The organism is Cytobacillus sp. T106 (genome assembly GCF_040492155.1).
GTDB classification, from domain to species: Bacteria; Bacillota; Bacilli; order Bacillales; family Cytobacillaceae; genus Bacillus_AB; species Bacillus_AB infantis.
This window is the reverse complement of sequence record NZ_JBEUMK010000005.1, coordinates 18,130-38,847: the sequence shown is the minus strand read 5'-3', so window position 1 is coordinate 38,847 and position 20,718 is coordinate 18,130. Positions and strand designations below refer to the sequence as shown.

General features: G+C 46.0%; 22 protein-coding genes. 16 read left to right on the top strand and 6 right to left on the bottom strand.

The annotated features are described in order from the left end of the window. Positions 1–23 precede the first annotated feature (23 nt). Positions 24–935 (bottom strand): VanW family protein, encoded by a 912-nt coding sequence (locus ABU165_RS11715; RefSeq protein ID WP_009793961.1) that lies wholly within the window; start codon positions 933–935, stop codon positions 24–26. A gap of 150 nt (positions 936–1,085) precedes the next feature. Here ABU165_RS11715 and ABU165_RS11710 point away from each other — a divergent pair, with 150 nt between their 5' ends. From ABU165_RS11710 to ABU165_RS11695, 4 genes are all read left to right on the top strand, one after another. After that, positions 1,086–1,703, top strand: a complete 618-nt coding sequence (locus ABU165_RS11710; protein ID WP_009793960.1) for a PH domain-containing protein — start codon at positions 1,086–1,088, stop codon at positions 1,701–1,703. 52 nt (positions 1,704–1,755) lie between these two features. Next, positions 1,756–2,421, top strand: a complete 666-nt coding sequence (locus ABU165_RS11705; RefSeq protein ID WP_094769665.1) for a vWA domain-containing protein — start codon at positions 1,756–1,758, stop codon at positions 2,419–2,421. Between the two features lie 164 nt (positions 2,422–2,585). Then, entirely contained in the window at positions 2,586–3,365 is a 780-nt protein-coding gene (locus tag ABU165_RS11700) for a divergent polysaccharide deacetylase family protein (protein WP_009793958.1), read from the top strand. Between the two features lie 42 nt (positions 3,366–3,407). Then, positions 3,408–3,596, top strand: coding sequence for a hypothetical protein (locus tag ABU165_RS11695; protein WP_022543577.1), 189 nt, complete (start codon positions 3,408–3,410; stop codon positions 3,594–3,596). Positions 3,597–3,635: 39 nt separating this feature from the next. Here ABU165_RS11695 and ABU165_RS11690 read toward each other — a convergent pair whose 3' ends face one another. Further along, the gene (locus ABU165_RS11690; protein ID WP_101550961.1) at positions 3,636–4,103 is read right to left on the bottom strand and encodes a hypothetical protein; all 468 of its coding nucleotides are present in this window, start codon (positions 4,101–4,103) and stop codon (positions 3,636–3,638) included. Positions 4,104–4,211: 108 nt separating this feature from the next. Here ABU165_RS11690 and ABU165_RS11685 point away from each other — a divergent pair, with 108 nt between their 5' ends. Next, the gene (locus tag ABU165_RS11685) at positions 4,212–4,415 is read left to right on the top strand and encodes a YwbE family protein (protein WP_009793955.1); all 204 of its coding nucleotides are present in this window, start codon (positions 4,212–4,214) and stop codon (positions 4,413–4,415) included. A gap of 49 nt (positions 4,416–4,464) precedes the next feature. Here the strand turns inward: ABU165_RS11685 and ABU165_RS11680 are convergent, their stop codons facing one another. After that, positions 4,465–5,859, bottom strand: a complete 1,395-nt coding sequence (locus ABU165_RS11680; RefSeq protein ID WP_009793954.1) for a hypothetical protein — start codon at positions 5,857–5,859, stop codon at positions 4,465–4,467. A 218-nt stretch (positions 5,860–6,077) separates the two neighbouring features. Between ABU165_RS11680 and liaF the strand changes: the two genes are divergently transcribed. From liaF to ABU165_RS11665, 3 genes are read left to right on the top strand one after another with little or no spacing between them, the layout of a single operon-like run. After that, positions 6,078–6,911, top strand: coding sequence for a cell wall-active antibiotics response protein LiaF (liaF, locus tag ABU165_RS11675; RefSeq protein WP_318060213.1), 834 nt, complete (start codon positions 6,078–6,080; stop codon positions 6,909–6,911). A 12-nt stretch (positions 6,912–6,923) separates the two neighbouring features. Further along, complete coding sequence (locus tag ABU165_RS11670) at positions 6,924–7,961, top strand: sensor histidine kinase (RefSeq protein WP_009793951.1); 1,038 nt, start codon at positions 6,924–6,926, stop codon at positions 7,959–7,961. Position 7,962: 1 nt separating this feature from the next. Beyond that, a complete protein-coding gene (locus ABU165_RS11665) occupies positions 7,963–8,607 on the top strand; it encodes a response regulator transcription factor (RefSeq protein WP_009793950.1) in 645 nt (214 codons plus the stop codon). A gap of 132 nt (positions 8,608–8,739) precedes the next feature. On the opposite strand, the gene ABU165_RS11660 is transcribed toward ABU165_RS11665, so the two are convergent. Beyond that, a complete protein-coding gene (locus ABU165_RS11660; protein WP_009793948.1) occupies positions 8,740–9,252 on the bottom strand; it encodes an antibiotic biosynthesis monooxygenase family protein in 513 nt (170 codons plus the stop codon). A 313-nt stretch (positions 9,253–9,565) separates the two neighbouring features. On the opposite strand from ABU165_RS11660, the gene ABU165_RS11655 reads away from it, so the two are divergent. From ABU165_RS11655 to ABU165_RS11635, 5 genes are all read left to right on the top strand, one after another. Then, a complete protein-coding gene (locus tag ABU165_RS11655; RefSeq protein ID WP_318060214.1) occupies positions 9,566–10,822 on the top strand; it encodes a DUF5068 domain-containing protein in 1,257 nt (418 codons plus the stop codon). Positions 10,823–11,455: 633 nt separating this feature from the next. Beyond that, positions 11,456–12,502 carry a uroporphyrinogen decarboxylase gene (gene hemE / locus ABU165_RS11650; protein ID WP_009793945.1) on the top strand — a complete coding sequence of 349 codons (1,047 nt, stop codon included), beginning with the start codon at positions 11,456–11,458 and terminating at the stop codon, positions 12,500–12,502. A gap of 84 nt (positions 12,503–12,586) precedes the next feature. Next, complete coding sequence (hemH, locus tag ABU165_RS11645) at positions 12,587–13,519, top strand: ferrochelatase (RefSeq protein ID WP_101550955.1); 933 nt, start codon at positions 12,587–12,589, stop codon at positions 13,517–13,519. A gap of 195 nt (positions 13,520–13,714) precedes the next feature. Further along, positions 13,715–14,287, top strand: a complete 573-nt coding sequence (locus ABU165_RS11640) for a TetR/AcrR family transcriptional regulator (RefSeq protein WP_009793943.1) — start codon at positions 13,715–13,717, stop codon at positions 14,285–14,287. Positions 14,288–14,364: 77 nt separating this feature from the next. Next, positions 14,365–16,524 carry a YhgE/Pip domain-containing protein gene (locus ABU165_RS11635; RefSeq protein ID WP_101550953.1) on the top strand — a complete coding sequence of 720 codons (2,160 nt, stop codon included), beginning with the start codon at positions 14,365–14,367 and terminating at the stop codon, positions 16,522–16,524. A 280-nt stretch (positions 16,525–16,804) separates the two neighbouring features. Here the strand turns inward: ABU165_RS11635 and yhfH are convergent, their stop codons facing one another. Continuing rightward, entirely contained in the window at positions 16,805–16,933 is a 129-nt protein-coding gene (gene yhfH, locus ABU165_RS11630) for a protein YhfH (RefSeq protein ID WP_009793941.1), read from the bottom strand. Between the two features lie 163 nt (positions 16,934–17,096). Here yhfH and ABU165_RS11625 point away from each other — a divergent pair, with 163 nt between their 5' ends. The 3 genes from ABU165_RS11625 (at position 17,097) to ABU165_RS11615 (ending at position 20,574) form a co-directional block, all read left to right on the top strand. After that, on the top strand, positions 17,097–17,831 hold the full coding sequence (locus ABU165_RS11625) for an MBL fold metallo-hydrolase (protein ID WP_101550951.1): 735 nt from the start codon (positions 17,097–17,099) through the stop codon (positions 17,829–17,831). Between the two features lie 17 nt (positions 17,832–17,848). Further along, positions 17,849–18,841, top strand: a complete 993-nt coding sequence (lplA, locus tag ABU165_RS11620) for a lipoate--protein ligase (RefSeq protein ID WP_009793939.1) — start codon at positions 17,849–17,851, stop codon at positions 18,839–18,841. A gap of 176 nt (positions 18,842–19,017) precedes the next feature. Then, positions 19,018–20,574 (top strand): fatty acid--CoA ligase family protein, encoded by a 1,557-nt coding sequence (locus tag ABU165_RS11615; RefSeq protein WP_318060264.1) that lies wholly within the window; start codon positions 19,018–19,020, stop codon positions 20,572–20,574. Between the two features lie 2 nt (positions 20,575–20,576). On the opposite strand, the gene ABU165_RS11610 is transcribed toward ABU165_RS11615, so the two are convergent. After that, positions 20,577–20,708 carry a hypothetical protein gene (locus tag ABU165_RS11610; RefSeq protein WP_263625378.1) on the bottom strand — a complete coding sequence of 44 codons (132 nt, stop codon included), beginning with the start codon at positions 20,706–20,708 and terminating at the stop codon, positions 20,577–20,579. Positions 20,709–20,718: the final 10 nt, after the last annotated feature.

Sequence of the window (20,718 nt, the reverse complement as noted above, 5' to 3'; positions counted from 1 at the left end):
TTGCGCTGCTGACTGGCATTTGTTCAGTCAGCAGCTTTCTCATCTTCTTCGCTGAACTTTGCTGCGCCTGGGACGTTCCGCGGTTCATATTTGATGGCATCCGAAGAAAAGACCCTGATGGCGAGCGTTCCTCCATATACCTGCGCGCGGATCAGAATGGGCTGGTTATAAGTGTTTTTAAAGGTAAAATCCGGTCCGTACCAGCTTACGGTTGCATCTCTGCCTGAAGGGACATACGGCACGCGCTTGCTGTGGGAATATCTTTGGATGATGCTTGTTCCGGCATTATCGACAGCATTATAAAGGGTTGAAGATACCTGGCATATCCCGCCACCGATCCCCTCGGACAGTTCTCCCCTGACAATTACCGGAGCTGGGAGATATCCCTTGGCTGCCGTTCTCTTGCCGACTGTTTCATTAAATGAAAATACTTCTCCGGGAAATACAACAATGCTGTCTATCGATCCGGCCGCGAGCCTGATATTCTGTGTTCTGGCCTTATTATGGGAGTTGAAATAGGTCACATATTGGCCGATCTGGCGTGCTTTAACAGATAGAATAAGCTCACTGTCGACCCTTGGATAAATCGGGAGAAGAGGCAGTTCAATGCTCCCTGAACCTGACTGGTAGTAAGTAGTATAAAAACGCGCTGAAAATAAATCCTGATTCAATTTGCTTCCGGGTTTTTCAGGGATGATTCTTTCTCCCGGGCCTATCCTGGCATCCTGCGGCTCTTTATAAGCCAGGCTGTTCATTTTAGCCTGGAATGCTTTAAATTTATCTTCATCTGCCAGCGGCAGGCCGGGTATATTGGCAGAGAATTCTTCTTTCTGGACTTTTATTGCATCCTTGCCTTCCTGCAGCACAGATAACTGTTCCGTTCCAATTCCTCCAGCTGCTGCCATAAGGCCGAAAAATAATAACAGCTTCATCATGCACCTCCCTGAAATAGTATGGGCAAGCCTCCTGAATTTCATGTAATACAGAAGAATGGCTGTACACCTCAAAGAGTGAAGAAAATTCCGGTATATGCTAATATAAATCTGATTATAAAAAAGAATCTTACTATTCAGGGAGGCAGAAATATGTTCAAAAGGGTGGCTTCAGATGTGCTGGGGATCAGTGATATTGGCAGTGTCATCTCGCCGGCTGACTATGATAAGGTCGATGCTGATGATTATGTGATGCATGAAGATAATGAAAAAATCTATTTTTTGATTAAATCCAAATCTGATGAATATTGCTTTACAAACAAAGCAGTCATCCATTTAGATGGGACAAGCGCGATGAGCAAGAAGAGAGTCCTGAAGAGATACAGCTTCAGGGAGCATCAAATTTCAAATGTGTTCCTGGAAACAGCAGGGACAGTCGACATGGATGTAGAGATCAAATTTGTGATAGGCTCTGCCGCTTTCTCCATAGATGTACATAAACGCTTCATTGAAGAACTGAAAGACCTGTATAAAGCCTTGATAAAAATCTCCGAAATTTGTGCGGAAAATGAGCATTCGATGGAGTTTGCCAAAAAGAGCATTGAAGTAGCTTCTGCAACATTGGGCAGGGCTGCAGGGGCAAGGGAAGGAAGCCTGACGGATGATTTCAGGGTGCTGAACGAAACCGCTTTTAACTGGCTGATGAACAGCAGGAAAAAATACCATGTAAAAGATTTTGGATATGTTTTTGAAAAATTCATTAATAATTGAGGACCGGTTCGCTGCAGTATAAGAATTTATTCATAGCGGGGAGATGCGTAGCATGAGTATATCTTTGATGAAGAAAACAGCCGGGGTCGTGCTGGAAAAGAAAAAGCTGTCACATGTCAAGGCGAGGGTCGGCCTGGTTTTAGACATTTCAGGATCGATGCGCACCTTGTACCGTAACGGCACGGTACAAAAAGTAGTGGAGCGGATCTTAGCCGTTGCGAGCCAATTTGATGATGACGGCATGCTCGATATCTGGGTATATGACAATGAGTTCTCAAGGCTGAAGCCGGTGACAGAAAGGGACTTTGAAGGCTATGTTAATCAGTATATCCTGAATAACGATCTAATCCATAAATTCGGGCGCAATGACGAACCTCCTGTCATGGAGGATGTCATCAGCAAATACACACTGGAAGATCCGAGCAGCGATCCTGCGTTCATTGTCTTTATCAATGATGGCGGCTGCAAAAAGACGATCAAGAAACCGATTGTAAAATCGGCAGGCAAGCCTATTTTCTGGCAGTTTGTCGGTATTGGCGATGCAAATTTCGACGTGCTGGAAAAATTGGATACAATGGAAGGCCGCTATATTGATAACGCGAATTTTTATCATTTTAAAGATATCGGGCAGGTAAGCGATGAAGAATTGTATGACCATCTTCTTGATGAATTTCCATCATGGATTAAAGAAGCGCGGGAAAAAGGCGTTTTAAAATAAGAAAAGCCTGGCATCTGTCAGGCTTTTCTTATTTTTTCTGAATGTTGAAACGTTTATAAATTTAGATCGTATATACAATTAGTAACAACTCCTTGTCATGAGCTATGAATGAACACTCATCACGCAGGGGAATGTAAGAGGAACAACGATCAGCAGGAGGAAATATGAAAAAGATTGCCGTATTGCTTATCTTATGTTCTTTCTTTGCCTCATCTGCCAGTGCCGAAACCCAGCAGGAAGAAAGGAAAGCTGCTATCATCATAGATGATTTTGGAGGAGGCATCGGAGGCGTAAAAGATTTCCTTGAAGGCGATATCCCGATTACAGCAGCAGTGATGCCATTTACAGATCAGACAGCACAGCATGCTGAATGGGCGCATGAAAATGGATTTGAAGTCATGGTCCATCTGCCAATGGAGCCTAAAAGGGGAAAGAAATCATGGCTCGGGCCCAAACCGATCACAACAAATCTGTCTTCTGAAGAAGTCAGGAAAAGGGTCAATGAAGCCATTGACAGCGTTCCCTATGCAAAGGGCCTCAATAATCATATGGGATCGCGGGCAGTGGAAGATGAAGGGATAGTAAGGGAAATCGTAAAAATTGCGAAAGAACGGAAGCTTTATATTGTGGACAGCGGCACAAGCCCTGAATCAAAATTTCCCATCATTGCAAAAGAGCTTGGTGTGCCGCTCATTAAAAGGGATGTATTTCTTGATGACATTTCTTCTGTTTCCCATGTCAGGCGGCAGATGAAGAAGCTGGCGCTGATCACAGAGCAGCAGGGCAGAGGGATCGCAATCGGGCATGTCGGCGTGACTGGCAAGGTCTGTTCGGCAGGGATCCTTCAGGAAAAGGGGTATTTTGAAGAGAAAGGCATCAGAATCGCCCCTGTATCAGAGATCATTTCAAGTGAGATCCGAAAAGAGTATTATCCATTCTATTAAAAGCCAGTGGACAAAATGAGGCAGGTGGAAAGGGTGATAATCATGTTATGGCTCATCATTTTAGGCGGGCTACTTGGATTCGGGGTGCTGGTTGATGTTATCTATCGGAGGAAGGGAATCCAGCATACAGACCCCGAACATAATGAACAGCATGTTTCTTCTTCAGAAAGGGTCTATATTGAATCCCATCTCCATAACAGCCGCCCGGAAAATCAGAATGGCAATTTTTAAGAAAACAAAGAGGCAGCCCAATAAGGCTGCCTCTCAGTTTTAGCTCCGTTTAAATCCTTCTTCTTCAAGATATTCTTTTGCTTCCCGATAAGATAGAAAAGCGGCGTCCAGATTCAGGCCGGCATATACATTCCACATTTCATCTTCCTCTATGAGGACAAGGGTTTCGCCGCTCCGGCTGCTCCATGTTTCTTCCAGCCTTGCAGCAGGCTGGGCTTCTTCGGCATCATGGCCGGAGAGGGACTGGATCGATTTTGCAATGATATCCCGAAGCTCGGATTCAGAGAAATCCCTGATGTTCACCATGCCTTTGCTGTCAGGCGAATAACTCTGTACATATTCTGCAAAAACAAAGCCATTGCCGTTAGGATGCAGATGGTAAACCACATTTTTCTTGTCTATTGCGCTTTCTTCATAATGGAAGTTGACTCTTCCAAGAGAGACGTCTTTTCTCTCAAGCTCGGGAAATGACTCGATGATCGCTAATTTTTCTTCAAAAGTAAGCATGTTTCCTCCAATGGATAAGGTGTTAATTTTGTGTTCTGCCTATTATACCATTAGAATAGAAGAACAAAAAGCGCGCCTGATGGCGCCAAAGGAAAAGGAGCTGATTGCATGTCTGACACCGGCAAATATCGTGAGCATGTTAAGCCTGGAATGGAAGCGGATATCATCTTAAAGAAGGACCAGCGGTCAGGGGCAAGGACAAGGGGGATCATTAAGGATCTTCTGACCAATTCTTCTTTCCACCCGCATGGAATCAAGGTGAGGCTGACAGACGGCCAAGTGGGCAGAGTGGCAGAAATCATAAAAAAATAGAGGGGCAGCTGATGGCAGCTGCCTCTTTTTTTTGCTCTCCCGTTCACACTTATATTAGGAACATGGCGACAATTGTAGTGGCTGCAAGCCCAATGATGACAGGCAGGAGATTCCTCCTTGCAAGCTCAAAAGGATCCACATTGCAGATGGCTGCTGCAGGGATGAGCGCCCAGGGCACGAGCGTCCCGCCGCCAACCCAGATGGCAGCAACCTGTCCCAGAGCTGTCAAAGTTGCTGCACCGGCACCGATGGCTGAAGCAAAAAGGCTGGCGACAGAGCCTGCCAGGGAGATGCCGGAAAAGCCGGAACCATCCAGACCGGTGATTGCACCGGTAACAGTGAGCGTAACAGCTGCCACTTCCTTGCTCAGCGGGACTGCTCCTGCCAGAGCAACCCCGAGATCATTGACGATGCCCTGTGACCCCCCCGGCAAATAGTCGCCGATTATGCTTGTAAAGCCGGAATCTCCAAGGTAAAAGAAAGCTGCGATAGGGATGACAGGCCCGAAGACCTTGAAGCCAAATTGAAATCCCTCAATCATATAGGAGGTTGTTTTCTCCAGTCCTTTATTTTTGTGGCTTGCCAAGGTGATCACCAGCAGAATAAAAATCGATGTCCCGCCTACAAGTGCTGTCGCATCGCCGCCCTGCAGGTCAAGCAAGAACATAGCTGCTACATCTAAAGCGAATAAAACAGGGATAAGGACTGCAAAAAATCCCCTTTGGCTCCTTGAAAGAAGCCCGGGCTCTCCTGATTCAGCCTCATTCCTTTGATCAGGGGGAGAGGCCGGCAGCAGGAGGCCCTTTTTCATATCCCTTTTCAAAAAGAAAAAGGCAGCAGCAACTGTGACAATCCCCATTACGGCTACAAGGGGAATGCTGGCAGCTATTACTTCCCCTGCTGGAAGCCCGGCAGCGTCTGCCGTCAATTTAGGGGCTGCCTGGATGATGAAGTCGCCTGACAGGGCAATTCCGTGCCCGAAGAGGTTCATGGCCATAGCTGCTCCCAGGGCAGGAAGTCCTGCCTTCAGAGCTGCCGGCAGAAGGACTGCTCCAAGAAGGGCAACTGCTGGTGATGGCCAAAAGAACCAGGATATCACCATCATAACAATGCCGATCGTCCAATAAGCGCCTGCCGGACCTTTGATCATCCTGGAGAAGGGCGCTATCATCGCATCGCTTACCCCCGCAGCAGCAAGGACCCTGCTCATGGCGACGATGATGGAGATGACGAGAATGGTAGAAAGAAGCTCGGTTATCGCGTATATAAAGCTATTGAACACACTGCTGACTGAGGTGCTCAGGGAGCCGGTGCTTGTGATGGCAATCAGGAAGATCCCGGCTATGCACACAAGGGCAGTATCCCGTTTCGCTATCATAAAACCGATGATGAGTACAATGAAGAAAACATAGATAGCATGAAGGACAGTTAAATCAATCGCCATTTTATATCCCTCCTATAGTATGCTTGGGCCATGGCCTTCAAGCGTACTATAGATTATGTTCAGTTCTGGGCGATGTGCATGGCACACATCCGCCTCAAGGCGGAGGGAAAAGCATTCCAGAGGCAGTTAAAGATTGATGGAAGACTGATAAAATGGGATTGCAGGGAAAAGCATTTTCTGCAGCGAATATTTATAGAGAAAGAAAGAAGGGGAGCCAATTGCGTTATCGATCAGTCAATCAAATGATGTTTGCATTTTGCCTTCTGGCTGCAGGTGTCCTGCTGCTTCTTGTAAATATAGGTGTCATTTCCTTGGAAATAAAGAAGTTTTTTGTCACAGTATATCCTTTTGTGATGTTCGGCTATAGCCTAATTCTGCTGATCTCTACATTGGCCAGAAAAAAAGGGGGCAAAGTTTTTGCCGGATTTTTGCTTGTTTTCTCCGGGCTGCTGGCCTCTGACAGATTCGGACTGATCCAGTTTTCTTTTTGGGATGTGTGGAAGCTTTGGCCGCTCGCCATCGTATACCTTGGATTCTCGCTTCTCGTAAGGAAAGAGCATATTAAAGTGCATGTTGAAACAGAGTTTCCAGCTAAGAAATATGATGGGATAGAAGAAAGCGAAAAGGATCTGGGCGAGGAAAAAATCATCAGGATCAAAAAGGGATCGCGGCATGCCCCATTAGCAAATATCAGAGGATTCTCTATAGGCGACGTCAGCTTTAAAAACGCAAATTGGTCTGTAGAACCTTTGGATCTGTATAATACGGTCGGTGATTATTTTATAGACTTCAGCAAGGCGTATATCCCGGAGAAGGAAACGCCTATTTCAGTCAAGGGATGGGTCGGCGATGTTAAGATGATTATCCCTGAGGATGTCCCGATTATGGTTCACTCCGATATCAATATCGGGGATATCCGCATTTTCGATCTGAAATCAGAAGACCTTAACCGCAAACTTTATTATAAATCCCCGGGATACGATGATGCGGCAAGAAAGTTGAATATAACGATCCAGCTCAAAGTCGGCTCCATTCGAATTGATCATGTATAGGAGATACTGCTGATGAAAAAAATGTTCGGAATCAGGTATTGGTTTATCCAGAGCTTTATTATGATGGCGCTGATCAGCTCGCTCACCTTCTTTGTCGGGATCCAGATTTATTTATTCTTTGCCGATGAACCGGTCCTCACCATTTCAATCTCTTTCTGGCTCTTTATCTATTGCCTGCTGATCCTGCTGGCTGCCGGAGGCTATTTTGGCATTAAAGGCAGTTACTTAATCAAGGGAAGGCTTGGAGATATCCTGGTTGCAGTGTCCAATCTGCGGTCCGGCAAGCTGGCAGGAAGGATATCTTCTTATGAAAACGATGAAATCGGGCTTATTGCAGAGGAGCTTGATGGTTTGGCTGACTATATCCAGGAGCAGGTCCACTCGGTCCAACGGCTTGCTGAAGAACGTTCATCCCTGGCCCAGTCGGCCCATGCTGCAGCAGTTATGGAGGAAAGGCAGCGCCTGGCAAGGGATCTCCATGATGTTGTGAGCCAGCAGCTGTTTGCTCTTAGCATGATGTCATCTGCCGCGCTGAAGGTCTTTGACAGAGATTCTGAAAAAGCAAAGAAGCAGCTCAAGGAAATTTCCGGTATAGCCGCCAAAGCACAGGGGGAAATGAGGGCTCTCCTTCTCCATTTAAGGCCGATCCAGCTGAGCGATGATACCTTGTGTGACGGGATTATCAAGCTGATACACGAATTGCGCGGGAAGACTACCATCGATTTTCAGGCCAGCATAGATGAAATCGAGCTCTCCAAAGCAGCAGAAGAGCATTTGTTCAGAGTTGTCCAGGAGGCACTTTCTAATATTCTCAGGCATGCCGATGCATCAAAGATAAAGCTGACCCTTACAGAAAAGGAAGATTATACATATTTATTTATTGGAGATGACGGAAAGGGATTTGACCCTCATATTGAAAGGGTTGCCTCGTATGGATTGAAAACCATGCGGGAAAGATGCGAGGAAATCGGCGGGATTTTCAATATCCGGTCCAAACAGGGAGAAGGGACTTATATTGAAATACGGATACCGCTGAAAGGGAGGGAATAAAGTGATCAGGATCGCAGTTGTGGATGACCATGAAATGGTCAGGAAGGGAATCATCTCGTATCTTTTGACTGAACCGGAAATAGAAATAGTGGGGGAAGCTTCCAGCGGGCATGAGGGAGCTGCCCTAGTGCTGAAGGAAAGGCCCGATGTCGTCCTTATGGATCTTTTAATGGAAAACGGAAGCGGCATTGAAGCAACAAAAGAAATATTGAAAAGCTATCCCCAGTGCAAGATCATCATTATTACAAGTTTTTATGATGATGAGCAGGTCTTTCCTGCAATAGAGGCCGGTGCATTCAGCTATATGCTGAAAACAGCAACGGCGGATGAAGTGCTTGACTGCATCCTGAAGGCTGCAAGAGGGGAGCCGGTAATCGAGCCGAAGGTCGCCACCAAAATGATGGGCCGCCTTCGCGGCAGGGAGAAAAAGCCCCACGAGGAACTGACGGAAAGGGAGCTGGAGGTCCTTCTGTGCATCGGCGAAGGGATGACCAACCAGGAAATCAGCAATCAGCTCTTTATAGGGATAAAAACGGTGAAAACACATGTCAGCAACATACTCAGCAAGCTGTCCGTTTCCGACCGCACCCAGGCAGCTGTGTATGCCCATCAAAACGGCCTCATTAAACAAGGACCTAAAGCTTGAAGGGATTTTGCATAGGGCGAATGAAAGAATCTGGCGTTAATTTCTTCAGGTTCTTTTTTTTCAGCTGCAACCCGAAGAAAAGGCCGGAAAATGCGGGCTTCCGCATCTTCCGGCCACTTATGATAGTAATGATCAATCTGCTTCAGGGATATAATAAGTTGTTACAAAGGATGGGCGTGCAAAGATATTTGGACGCTGGACATCGATGCCTTGATCTGTTCCCCGTTTTTCGTGTGCCTTTTCATAGGCTTTGGAATCCTGCCAATTCTTGAAATCCTTTTCGCTCTCCCATTGGGTGAGAATGACATACGTATCACTGGAAAGCGGGCGAAGTACCCGGATGCTGATAAAGCCAGGCTCGTTTTCAACCGCCCCAGCCCTGTTTTTAAATCGGTATTCGAATAAGGGCCTTCCTTCTTCTGTTACGGGGATATTATTCATGACAATAAAACCGCGGCTTTCGAGTGAACCTGTTGAATCCAGCACTTCATAGCTCCGCGGTTCGTTAAATAAAGTTTTTCCCTCGGTTTCGTGGAGGAGCAGTGCATTGTCCGCATCCTGCATCAGCACCATTTTCTCTGCGCTGTTCTTATTTTGTACTATTTTTAAAAAATCAAAAGTGCCGTTCGTCATATAAATCCTCATCCATATCACCTCAAGATTCTCTTTGTATGTTAGCGCTCTCCCTCATTATAGCTTCTCCGCATGCCGATTCCCAATCAGAGCTCTTAGCTGCCGGATAGAAGTTTATTTCAAAATTTTGGTTTATCCAGGAACTATTGGTGGTATTTTCCTATTCGGAGGCTGCTGTATCTGTGTGCATCCTCCTGCCTCTGCCTGCTTATTGATGGTAGTATTTCCTTATTTTTTCCTTTTTATCTATTAAACAGGGAAATCTATCATTTCGTGATTTATAATGGCGAAGGGAAAATAATCCAAAAAAAGGTTGTGTAAAAACGTGAAGAAAAATGTTTTATGGACAGCACTCTTGGCTCTAATGCTTTTACTATCGGCATGCGGGAATGATGAAAAAGCTTCAAACGGTAAAGAGCCGGAAAAGAAGGTTGAAGCTGAAGAAACAGATCATGCTGCCGCAGAGGAAGAAACTGATGAGTCGGAAGAAGCTGAAGAAACGGCTGATGGAACAAGTGCAGAAGGAGAGCTGCTCAACCCCAATATTGCAGATGAATCAGAGGGCGAGGTTGAAGTCATCTATACGAACACAGAGCCTGGCTTTGTCCATGATATGAAAGGCTTCAAAGTCTCTGTGGATGAATATCAGATCGTCAAAGTGACAGGTATGCACGAGGATGTCACCATCCCGTTCAATGATGAGATCGACGGGTATGTGATTACGGCAAAAGTTACAGTGGATAATGGCACTGATAAAGCAATGTATTACAACAATATGCACCGTATCCAGACATCACATGAGCTGGACTGGTACCCATCAGACCCAACCTTTATCCTTGATGCAGACAAGGTCAAATCGAAAAAAGAGTCAGAAACAGGGAAATTCGCAGCCGGGGAAAAGATAACAGGGCTGATTTCATTCACCCTGACAAATGCCGAATTTGATAAGCTTTCGACTGTAAAGCCGAAGTACATCATCGAAGGCGGAGCTGCAGACAACGACCAGTTCAAAGGTTCCATCCAGGGGAATGCAGTCTTTGATTTTGCTTACAGTGTTGAACAGAAGGAGGCCATGGCAAGCGAGCCATCCTTCTACCAGGATCAGCTGACAACCGATAATATGGCAGATAAGAAAATGATTTTCGAAAAAGAAGGAATTGGCGAAGCACAAAAAATCGGTGATGTGAATGTAACACTTGAAGGGGTTCAGTATACAGAAATCACCCCGACAGAGGCCAATAAGCCGCGCTTTACAAATTTTGGCGACAGCGGCATTGTGGCCCTGACAGTCAAATTAAAAATTGACAATCAGTCTTCAGAGCCGGTCAGCATCTGGAATATAGGTTCCATCCTTTCAGTGGATGACAACCGCGCCAGAATTCTGTCACAGGGCATGGTTGAACCCCGTGAACCAAAGGCCATCGAGGCAGGTGCACAGGGAGAAAAGCTTCATGTCTTTCTATTCAGGAAAGATGAATTCGAAATATACAAAAAGTTTGATCTGGAATTCGGCCCTTTCTATAACGAAGACGGCACAAAAGCATTCAAAGGAAGAACAGCTGAATTTACACTGCCGAGATAAATTACATGAAGGCAGTATTTTTCAGACCAGAGGGGGTACGGAATGTTAGGGTTCCGTGCCTTTTTTGGTTTGTTTTTTCCTTTGCAAAATCAATGAATTAAAGGAAATAACCCTAATAATAGAATTGAATAAAGCAATGTCATGAAAAGCCAACTTTAACTTAACGTTTTTTACGAAATATAAAACTATAAGGTATTAATTGACCTGCTCCGATGGAGTTCTAAAATGGTAATTGAATGTTAAAGTTTTCAGGGTTGTACTGCCATTCGAATTTAAAAACCTGTTGATTGGAGTGCAAGGCACGAAGACTCCTGCGGGATTGCAGCGGAAGAGTTGAGACCCCACAGCCGCTTGCGGCGAGGAGGCTCAACTCCGCCCCGCGGAAAGCGAAGTGCCTGGAACGGAGATCAACACCTCATTTAAAAATAGAAATGACTTTTGTAATGCAATTTGTTTTTGCTTTTTCTCTTTTAAGGCAAATTTTCGACATTTCCCCAGGCAATCTATACAACCTATCCTGAAACCGCTATAGTGGAAGGGGCAATATGCCCTATACATACCGAAATTTCTAATTTCCAGAAAGATATATTACAATAAACAAACAGAAGAGTACTGAAAGGTGGATACAGTTTTATGGCAAAACAGATAGACGATACATTTTTAAAAGCGGCGCGCGGGGAAAAAACAGACCGCGTCCCTGTATGGTATATGCGGCAGGCTGGCAGATCCCAGCCCGAATACCGTGCCATCAAAGAGAAATACTCCTTATTCGAAATAACGCATCAGCCTGAATTATGTGCCTATGTTACAAGGCTGCCGGTTGAAAACTACGGAGTGGATGCTGCGATTCTCTATAAAGACATCATGACGCCGCTTCCCGCCATCGGAGTGGACGTAGATATTAAAACAGGCATCGGTCCGGTCATTTCCAATCCGGTCCGCTCGCTTTCAGATGTTGAGAAACTGGGGGAACTTCATCCTGAACAGGATATTCCCTATGTCCTTGACACAATCAAGCTCTTAACAGAAGAACAGCTGACAGTTCCTTTGATTGGCTTCTCCGGCGCGCCATTCACAATCGCCAGCTATATGATCGAAGGCGGGCCGTCAAAGAATTACAATAAAACAAAAGCTTTCATGTATTCTGAGCCGCAGGCATGGTTCGCGCTGATGGACAAGCTTGCTGACACCATCATCGTTTATGTAAAAGCACAAATCAAGGCTGGTGCAAAGGCTATCCAGCTTTTCGATTCATGGGTAGGCGCACTGAATGTGGCCGACTACCGCTGCTTCATCAAGCCGGTTATGGAACGGATCTTCACAGCTCTTAAAGAAGAAAATGTGCCTTTGATCATGTTTGGTGTGGGCGCAAGCCACCTGGCCATGGAATGGCATGACCTTCCATTGGACGTAGTCGGACTGGATTGGAGGCTTCCAATCAGCGAGGCAAGGGAGATGGGCATCAGGAAAACAGTCATGGGCAATCTTGATCCTGCCATATTGCTTGCTCCATGGGAAGTAATTGAAGAGAGAGCCAGGGAAATCCTTGACCAGGGAATGCAGCAGCCAGGCTATATTTTCAATCTTGGCCACGGCGTCTTCCCGTCTGTCAACCCGGATACATTGAAAAAACTGACTGGCTTTATCCACGATTACTCGGCTTTCAAGCTTGCTGAGTAATTCCTGAGCATTAGATTTTGTATTCAGCCGGGTTTTTGGCACAATAAGTGACTAGATACATGATTAAAAAGAGGTGTAAATATAATGCCGAAAAAGAAAATGGGCCTGCTTGTCATGGCCTACGGAACGCCATATAAAGAAGAAGATATTGAGCGCTATTATACTCATATACGCCATGGAAGAAAGCCCTCAGATGAGATGCTTGAAGATCTGCGGAGCCGCTATGAAGCAATCGGCGGGATTTCCCCGCTTGCCAGGATTACACAGGAGCAGGGTGAAAAGCTTGAGCAGCATCTGAACAGCATCCAGGATGAAATTGAATTCAAGATGTATCTGGGCTTGAAGCATATTGAACCTTTTGTCGAAGATGCAGTGAAGAGCATGAAAGAAGATGGAATCACGGAAGCTGCAAGCATCGTGCTGGCTCCCCATTTTTCAACCTTCAGCGTGAAGTCATATAATGGCCGTGCAAAAGAAGAAGCAGAAAGGCTTGGCGGCCTGACCATCACTTCTGTAGAAAGCTGGTATCAAGAACCGAAATTCATCGGCTATTGGGCAGAAAAAGTGAAGGAAGCCTTCGCATCCATGCCTGCAGATGAAAAAGACAATGCAGTGCTGATCGTATCAGCCCACAGCCTGCCAGAGAAAATTCTCCAGTCGGGAGATCCTTACCCTAACCAGCTGCAGGAGACTGCGGATCTGATCGCTGAACAGGCGGGGGTAGAAAATTATAAGGTTGGCTGGCAGAGTGCCGGGAATACTCCTGAGCCATGGCTTGGGCCGGATGTCCAGGACCTGACGCGCGACTTGTATAATGAAAAAGGCTATAAAGCATTCGTCTATACACCAGTCGGGTTTGTAGCAGACCACCTTGAAGTTTTATATGACAATGACTATGAATGCAAAGTTGTAACAGAGGAAATCGGGGCAAGCTATTATCGTCCGGAAATGCCGAATTCACAGCCCGAATTCATTGATGCTATGGCATCTGCCGTACTCAGGAAGCTTTCAGAATAGCAGAGAGAAGGAGACCTGCCTTTTGGGGCAGGGCTCCTTCTTTGGTTTCTGATTATGTCCCTCAGTTAGGGATAGTAATTAATAATAAAATATTAACCGGGAAGCATTGCAAGAGCTGCTGACATATGCTATTATTATTTTTGTTCAAATTGACCAAAATGTTCATTCAGTCATTTTGTGAATCGAGGTGTATAGATGGCTGTAGACCGCAAGCAATTAATTATTGAAGCTGCCAATAAATCATTTTCTCTGTTTGGCTATAAAGCAACCACAATGGATCAGGTGGCCAAAATTGCGAATGTCGGCAAAGGGACGATCTACACGTTTTTTAAGAATAAAGAGGAATTATTCGATGAAATCATCACAACGCTCATCAAGGAAATGAAAATTGCAGCTGACGAATCTCTGGATTCTTCATTATCTTTCCACGAAAATGTCCATCGCGCCTTATATGGGATCCTTGAGTTCAGGCTGAAGCACCAGCTGACCATCAAGCTTTTCCAGGAAGAAAAGGAAATGGGCACTCCTGCAGTAATGGAGGTAATGGAGAGGCTGGAAAAATCAATTCTTTCTTATATTAAAGAAAAAGTTGCCGAAGCTGTGAAAAAAGGCGAGATAGCAGACTGCGATCCTGAGCTGACTGCCTTCATCATGTTCAAGCTCTATATCGCCCTGATTTTTGATTGGGAAAAGCAGCATAAACCTCTTGAAAAAGAGGAAATTGCAAAGCTGTTTGAGCAATACCTGTTTAAAGGATTATCTAACTGACTTAAGGGATAGTCCTTGTTTTATGAATAAAATTGACCATTTGAACAAAATAGTCAATCGTACAGGGGGAAAAATAAATGAGAAATAGATTATTCAGGAATGAGTTTTCAGCTATTTTTAAAAACAGAAAACTGCTGATCCCGATTATTGCTGTCCTGTTCATTCCTGTGCTTTACAGCGGAATGTTCCTTTGGGCATTCTGGGATCCTTATGATCATCTTGCCGATCTGCCTGTCGCAGTAGTCAATGAAGACAAAGGGGCAGAATTTGAAGGAAAAGAGCTGCAGCTCGGGGACGAACTGATATCCAATTTAAAAGATAGTGCTGATTTTAATTTTAAGTTTGTTACTAAAGAGGAAGGCTATAAAGATCTGGAGAAGGAGAAGTATTATATTCTTGTAGAGGTTCCTGAGGACTTTTCAGAGAATGCGACAACTCTTTTGGATGAAGATCCGAAAAAGCTGAATTTAATTTATGTTCCAAACGAAAGCTATAACTTCCTTTCTTCACAGATTGGCGGTACAGCAATTGAAAAAATCAAAGCTTCTCTTTCCGAGAAAATTACCGAAACCTATGCTGAGACGATGTTTGATAAAATCGGCGACATGACAGACGGTTTGGTACAGGCGAGCGACGGGGCCGGTAAGCTTGACGAAGGAGCCCTGGAGCTTAAATCAGGTTCACAGGAACTGAAGAATAAGCTTGGAGAATTGGCCGGGAAGTCTGTTGAATTTGATAATGGCGTCAGCCAGGTGAACAAAGGATCTGCAGAGCTGGCTGCAGGAGCGAAGGACCTGGACTCTGGTCTTGGAAAGCTTCAAGCCGGCCATCAGAAATTGGAAGCTGCGGCCAGTGAGCTTCAGGCGGGTAATCAGGAAGCAGCTGCTGGAGCTGCAAAGCTGAATGAAGGAATCCAGCAGGTCCAGGGAAAGGTTCCTGCCCTTGTCCAGGGAGGAGAACAGCTTCAGGGCGGTGCTGCCTCAATTTCAGGCTCACTTGATCAATGGCAGTCAGAAGCTGCCAAGGTCAGCGGCGGAATGTCCCAGCTTCAGCAAAAGCTGGGGGCAGTCCTGCAGCAGATGCCGGAGGACTCCCCTGAAAGAAAAGAGCTGGAAGCAGCCTTAGGCCAGCTGGCAGCCGGTACATCACAGCTTGCCGAATCTGCCGGCCAAATATCCGGCGGAGCACAGCAGCTGTCAGACAAAATAGGCAGCCTTTCAGAAGGGCAAAAGCAATTGCAGCAGGGAATTGATTCTCTTGCAGCAGGAAGCTCTTCACTCGCACAAGGTACAGCCAAGATACAGGATGGCCAGCAGCAGTTTATCGCAGGCATGAATGAATATGGACAGCAATTTGCTTCAGCAAAAGCCGGATCAGCACAGCTGGCAGCAGGGAGCACAGAGCTTTCCGGCGGTCTCGGCAAGCTGGCTGATGGCTCTGGCGCCCTGAAGGAAGGCGCAGGAAAGCTGTCTGAAGGTGCCGGCAAAGTGGCAGAAGGGAATTCAGCATTGTCCGAAGGCTCAGCAGAGCTTGCAGGCAAACTGAAGGACGGAGCTGAGGAAGCTTCATCTGTAAGTGCGGATGACAAAACCTACAATATGATTGCCGAACCTGTCCAGGTGAAAAATGAAAAAATCAATGAAGTGCCTAACTACGGAACCGGCTTTACGCCGTACTTCCTTTCATTGGGCTTGTTTGTCGGAGCTCTGCTTCTGTCCATCGTGTTCCCGCTCAGGGAGCCGGCATCGGTCCCTGGAAACGGCCTAAGCTGGTTTGCAGCCAAGTTTGGTGTTCTTGCAGCGGCAGGCATCATCCAGGCGCTTATTGCTTCATGGATCCTGATTTCGGGACTGGGGCTTGAAGTGCAGAGCATCCCATTATTCCTTCTGTTCAATATTATTACAAGCCTGACCTTCATGGCGCTGATCCAATTCTTTGTTACAGCGCTTGGAGATCCGGGAAGATTTGTTGCTATTCTTATACTCATCCTGCAGCTGACAACAAGTGCAGGCACCTTCCCGCTTGAACTGATTCCGGGCTTCCTGCAGCATTTCAATGCCCTGCTGCCGATGACCTATTCAGTGGCAGGCCTGAAGGCCGTGGCATCGAGCGGAGACTTTGCCTTCATGTGGCATAATGCAGCCATCCTCCTTGGCTTTATGCTCGCATTCATTGCTGGCACGATGACTTATTTCACTATCATGCATAAAAGAAAGTACGCAGCAATCGCAGAATAATAGAGACAGAGAAAGACCCGGCCGCCGGCCGGGTCTTTTTGGTAAAATAAGAAAGTATATTTTTTTAACTTCGATTACTGTCTAGCTCCAGCGCCTACCCCCTCGAGGTCACAAGCCAATCATCCCAAAAAGGCAAAGAACGCCTTTCCGGGATGATCGTCTTGAGGCCCCCAGGATGGGGGTTATGCAGACGTTGCCACAGGACGTGGCGTTCTTAGTCTGCGTTCCTTAAGGGTGAGCAAGGCGCTTGCGCTTTTCTTATAATTTTATAGAATTCCAGTCAGTTCAAGTCAAGACACTTATCACATTTAGTCCCATAGCATTCGTGCTGCTCATCAATGGAGCTGCCGCACTCCGAACATTGTTTTGCTGGCAAATTCCTGAAAAATTCCACGATATTTTCTAGCATTCTGTCAGCCTCCCGGGTTATGTGTTTGTGTTTCTGTATTTACATTGTATTATAACAGTATTTTTAAGTCAACAACTGTATCAATACAATTTTAAAAAAATGAAAAAATAGGCATAATCGATTATAGTGTTATTAGGGATTCGGAAAAAAGGAGGACTGTTAGATGAAATTAACTGTTATAGGGCCCTGGGGAGGTTATCCGAAGGGGAATGAGGCCAGTGCCGGCTATCTTCTCGAGCACAATGGCTTCCGCCTGCTTGTGGACTGCGGCAGCGGAGTACTGTCGAAAATGCAGCAGATCATCCAGCCGGAGGAGCTAGATGCGGTCATTATTTCTCATTATCATCCTGACCATATCGCAGATATCGGCGTATTGCAGCATGCCCGCCTCATCCAGGGCTTCCTCGGAAAAAAGATGGATACCCTGCCTATTTATGCTCACAGGGAAAACCCTCAGGAGTTCTCGAAGCTCAGCTATAAGGATATTACAGAAGGAAAAGAGTATAAGCCGGACGAGGAATTAAACCTCGGGCCCTTTACAATCACATTCTTAAAAACAGATCATCCGGCACCATGCTATGCGATGCGGTTTGAAGCAGAAGGAAATGCGATTGTCTATACAGCCGATACATCCTATAAAGAAGAGCTGGCTGCTTTTGCATCCGGAGCTTCCCTGCTTGTCAGCGAGTGCAATTTCTACGGAAATCAGAATGGAAAGAACGCAGGGCATATGAACAGCTATGATGCCGGGAGGCTTGCTGAAAAAGCTGGCGCGGAACAGCTTGTCCTGACCCATCTTCCGCATTATGGGGAGCTTTCAAAGCTTGCTGAGGAGTCGGCAAGGGAATACAGCGGCCCAGTCCGCCTGGCTGCATTCAATGATACCTACACTATCTAAAACAAAGGAGAATCATCATGCTATTTATCGACAACAAAGGGATTACAGACCCCCGCATAAATCTTGCCATTGAAGAGTATGCATTGAAGAACCTGGACATTGACCAGGAAAGCTATCTGCTTTTTTACATAAATGAGCCTTCCATCATCATCGGCAAAAACCAGAACACCATCGAGGAGATCAATACAGAATATGTTGAGAAAAACGGCATTCATGTGGTCCGCCGTTTATCCGGAGGGGGAGCTGTCTACCACGATTTGGGCAATCTTAATTTTTCATTCATTACAAAGGACGATGGGGACAGCTTCCATAACTTCAGGAAGTTCACAGAGCCTGTTGTCGAGGCCTTGAAGAAAATGGGGGTGGCAGCTGAGCTGAGCGGACGGAACGACCTTACTGCGGAAGGAAGAAAAATTTCCGGTAATGCCCAGTTCGCCACAAGGGGCAGGATGTTCAGCCACGGGACATTGCTGTTTGATTCTGAGATCGACAGTGTTGTATCGGCCCTTAAGGTGAGGAAGGATAAAATTGAGTCAAAGGGCATCAAGTCCATCCGCAGCCGTGTGGCGAATATTTCTGAATTCCTGGAAGAAAAGGTTTCGACTGAGCAGTTCAGGAGCACACTCCTGAAGAACATTTTTGGGGATCTTGACGAAATTCCAGAGTATGTACTGACAGAAGAGGATTGGGAAAAAATACACCAGCTATCAAAAGAGCGCTACCAGAATTGGGACTGGAATTACGGGAAATCGCCGAAATTCAATCTCCAGCATTCACACCGATTCCCGGTTGGCCAAATCGATGTACGGCTGGATGTTAATAAAGGGATTATCGGGAATTGCAAGATATTCGGCGACTTTTTCGGTGTCGGAGATGTAGCAGTAATTGAAGAAAAGCTGTCAGGTCTGCGCTATGAAAAAGCGGCAATCGAAGAAGCCCTTGCAGATATCAACATCAAACATTATTTCGGCAATGTTACCAAAGAGGATTTTATTAATCTTGTCTACTGAGTTTTCCCCCGCCCAGGCGGGGTTTTTTCATAGGGAAGCAATAAGCGGCGCCCAAATATCTACAAAATTTTGGCACTGTGCACTTGAATACATAAATTTCTTTCAATATAATATATTTAGAAAATTTTTTATTATCTAATGAATGATTATTCATTCATTTAGGAGGAGGGAAAATGATGAACTTATCTTCACAGCTGCATGAAACCGCACAGAAGCTGGGTGAAAAACCCGCCTATTATTTCATGGACAAGGAAAGCACTTATGCTGAGCTTGATGCGGCAGTTACAAAGTTTGCTTCAGGCCTTGAAAAGCTGGGTATCCAAAAGGGAGACCATGTTGCACTGCTTCTCGGCAATTCTCCATTCTTCATTATCAGCTTGTATGGTGCGATGCGCCTGGGGGCGACCGTGATTCCGATTAATCCGATCTATACGCCGGATGAAATTGGCTATATTGTCAAAAACGGTGATGTGAAAGCCATCATCAGCCTGGACTTGCTGGTTCCAATGGCAGAGAAAATGCATGGGGCGCTTCCATCGGTTGAAAACTATATTATTTGTGAAACTCCGCAAGGCAAGCAGGCGGATGCTGATGTCTCGGCCCTGAGTGTCTATCCTAAACTGAAATCGTTTACATCAGTTCTGGCATCAGGCGATGCAGGGTACCAGGGACCGGAGCTTGAGGAAGAGGATACAGCTATCATCCTTTATACATCAGGCACCACAGGAAAGCCAAAAGGCGCAATGCTCACGCATAAAAACCTTTACAGCAATGCAAAGGATGTAAGCGATTACTTAAAAATGAATGAATCGGACAGGGTCATTACGTCGCTTCCGATGTTCCATGTCTTCTGCCTGACTGTTGTACTTAACGCACCTCTGATGAATGGAGCGACCATCCTGATCGATCCGAAATTCAGCCCGAAAGAAGTATTCAGGCTGGTAAAAGAGTATGAGGCAACTGTTTTTGCCGGTGTGCCGACCATGTACAATTTCCTGCTGCAATACAGCGATGGAAAGGCGGAAGATTTAAAGTCCCTCCGCCTCTGCATTTCCGGCGGTGCATCACTGCCGGTAGCATTGCTTGAAAACTTTGAAAAAAAATTTAATGTCCTTATTTCTGAAGGCTATGGCCTGTCCGAGGCATCGCCGGTAACATGCTTCAATCCGCTTGACCGGCCGCGCAAGCCTGGTTCAATCGGGACATCCATCCTGAACGTTGAAAACAGAGTTGTCAATGAACTGGGTGATGAGGTGCCGCCTGGTGAAGTCGGCGAACTTGCAGTAAGGGGCCCGAATGTTATGAAAGGCTATTATAAGATGCCTGAGGAAACTGCTGCTTCCATCAGGGATGGCTGGCTTTTTACAGGAGATCTTGCGCGGATGGACGAAGAAGGCTATTTCTATATTGTAGACAGGAAAAAGGAAATCATCATTGTCGGCGGCTACAATGTCTATCCAAGGGAAGTGGAGGAAGTGCTGTACAGCCATCCGGGCGTGGTTGAGGCGGCTGTCATCGGCGTGCCGGATCCGAATCAGGGAGAAGCGGTCAGAAGCTATGTTGTGCTGTCCGACCCTTTTCTCACCGAGGAAGAGCTTATAGGCTATTGCAAACAGCATCTTGCTAAATACAAGCTGCCTTCCTCAATTGAATTCCTGGACGAGCTGCCTAAGAATACGACAGGAAAAATATTGAGAAGAGCATTGAAGAAACAGGTTCTCCAGACCAAATAAAGCTAAGATGGCAGTTTGTCCATGGCCATTCTGCCGATATGTGAAATATCATTTACACCTTGTTTTTCAAAACCAGGCCGGACTTCGCCTCCAGCCTGGTTTTTTGATTTGAGCAGGAAGCTGCCTGCTTCCATCCTGTCATCT

Excerpts from the sequence above, each read along its gene's own strand:
- ABU165_RS11715 (WP_009793961.1), bottom strand. The coding sequence starts at position 935 with ATGATGAAGCTGTTATTATTTTTCGGCCTTATGGCAGCAGCTGGAGGA.
- ABU165_RS11710 (WP_009793960.1), top strand. The coding sequence starts at position 1,086 with ATGTTCAAAAGGGTGGCTTCAGATGTGCTGGGGATCAGTGATATTGGC.
- ABU165_RS11705 (WP_094769665.1), top strand. The coding sequence starts at position 1,756 with ATGAGTATATCTTTGATGAAGAAAACAGCCGGGGTCGTGCTGGAAAAG.
- ABU165_RS11700 (WP_009793958.1), top strand. The coding sequence starts at position 2,586 with ATGAAAAAGATTGCCGTATTGCTTATCTTATGTTCTTTCTTTGCCTCA.
- ABU165_RS11695 (WP_022543577.1), top strand. The coding sequence starts at position 3,408 with ATGTTATGGCTCATCATTTTAGGCGGGCTACTTGGATTCGGGGTGCTG.
- ABU165_RS11690 (WP_101550961.1), bottom strand. The coding sequence starts at position 4,103 with ATGCTTACTTTTGAAGAAAAATTAGCGATCATCGAGTCATTTCCCGAG.
- ABU165_RS11685 (WP_009793955.1), top strand. The coding sequence starts at position 4,212 with ATGTCTGACACCGGCAAATATCGTGAGCATGTTAAGCCTGGAATGGAA.
- ABU165_RS11680 (WP_009793954.1), bottom strand. The coding sequence starts at position 5,859 with ATGGCGATTGATTTAACTGTCCTTCATGCTATCTATGTTTTCTTCATT.
- ABU165_RS11670 (WP_009793951.1), top strand. The coding sequence starts at position 6,924 with ATGAAAAAAATGTTCGGAATCAGGTATTGGTTTATCCAGAGCTTTATT.
- ABU165_RS11660 (WP_009793948.1), bottom strand. The coding sequence starts at position 9,252 with ATGAGGATTTATATGACGAACGGCACTTTTGATTTTTTAAAAATAGTA.
- hemE (WP_009793945.1), top strand. The coding sequence starts at position 11,456 with ATGGCAAAACAGATAGACGATACATTTTTAAAAGCGGCGCGCGGGGAA.
- hemH (WP_101550955.1), top strand. The coding sequence starts at position 12,587 with ATGCCGAAAAAGAAAATGGGCCTGCTTGTCATGGCCTACGGAACGCCA.
- ABU165_RS11640 (WP_009793943.1), top strand. The coding sequence starts at position 13,715 with ATGGCTGTAGACCGCAAGCAATTAATTATTGAAGCTGCCAATAAATCA.
- ABU165_RS11635 (WP_101550953.1), top strand. The coding sequence starts at position 14,365 with ATGAGAAATAGATTATTCAGGAATGAGTTTTCAGCTATTTTTAAAAAC.
- yhfH (WP_009793941.1), bottom strand. The coding sequence starts at position 16,933 with ATGCTAGAAAATATCGTGGAATTTTTCAGGAATTTGCCAGCAAAACAA.
- ABU165_RS11625 (WP_101550951.1), top strand. The coding sequence starts at position 17,097 with ATGAAATTAACTGTTATAGGGCCCTGGGGAGGTTATCCGAAGGGGAAT.
- lplA (WP_009793939.1), top strand. The coding sequence starts at position 17,849 with ATGCTATTTATCGACAACAAAGGGATTACAGACCCCCGCATAAATCTT.
- ABU165_RS11615 (WP_318060264.1), top strand. The coding sequence starts at position 19,018 with ATGAACTTATCTTCACAGCTGCATGAAACCGCACAGAAGCTGGGTGAA.
- ABU165_RS11610 (WP_263625378.1), bottom strand. The coding sequence starts at position 20,708 with ATGGAAGCAGGCAGCTTCCTGCTCAAATCAAAAAACCAGGCTGGAGGC.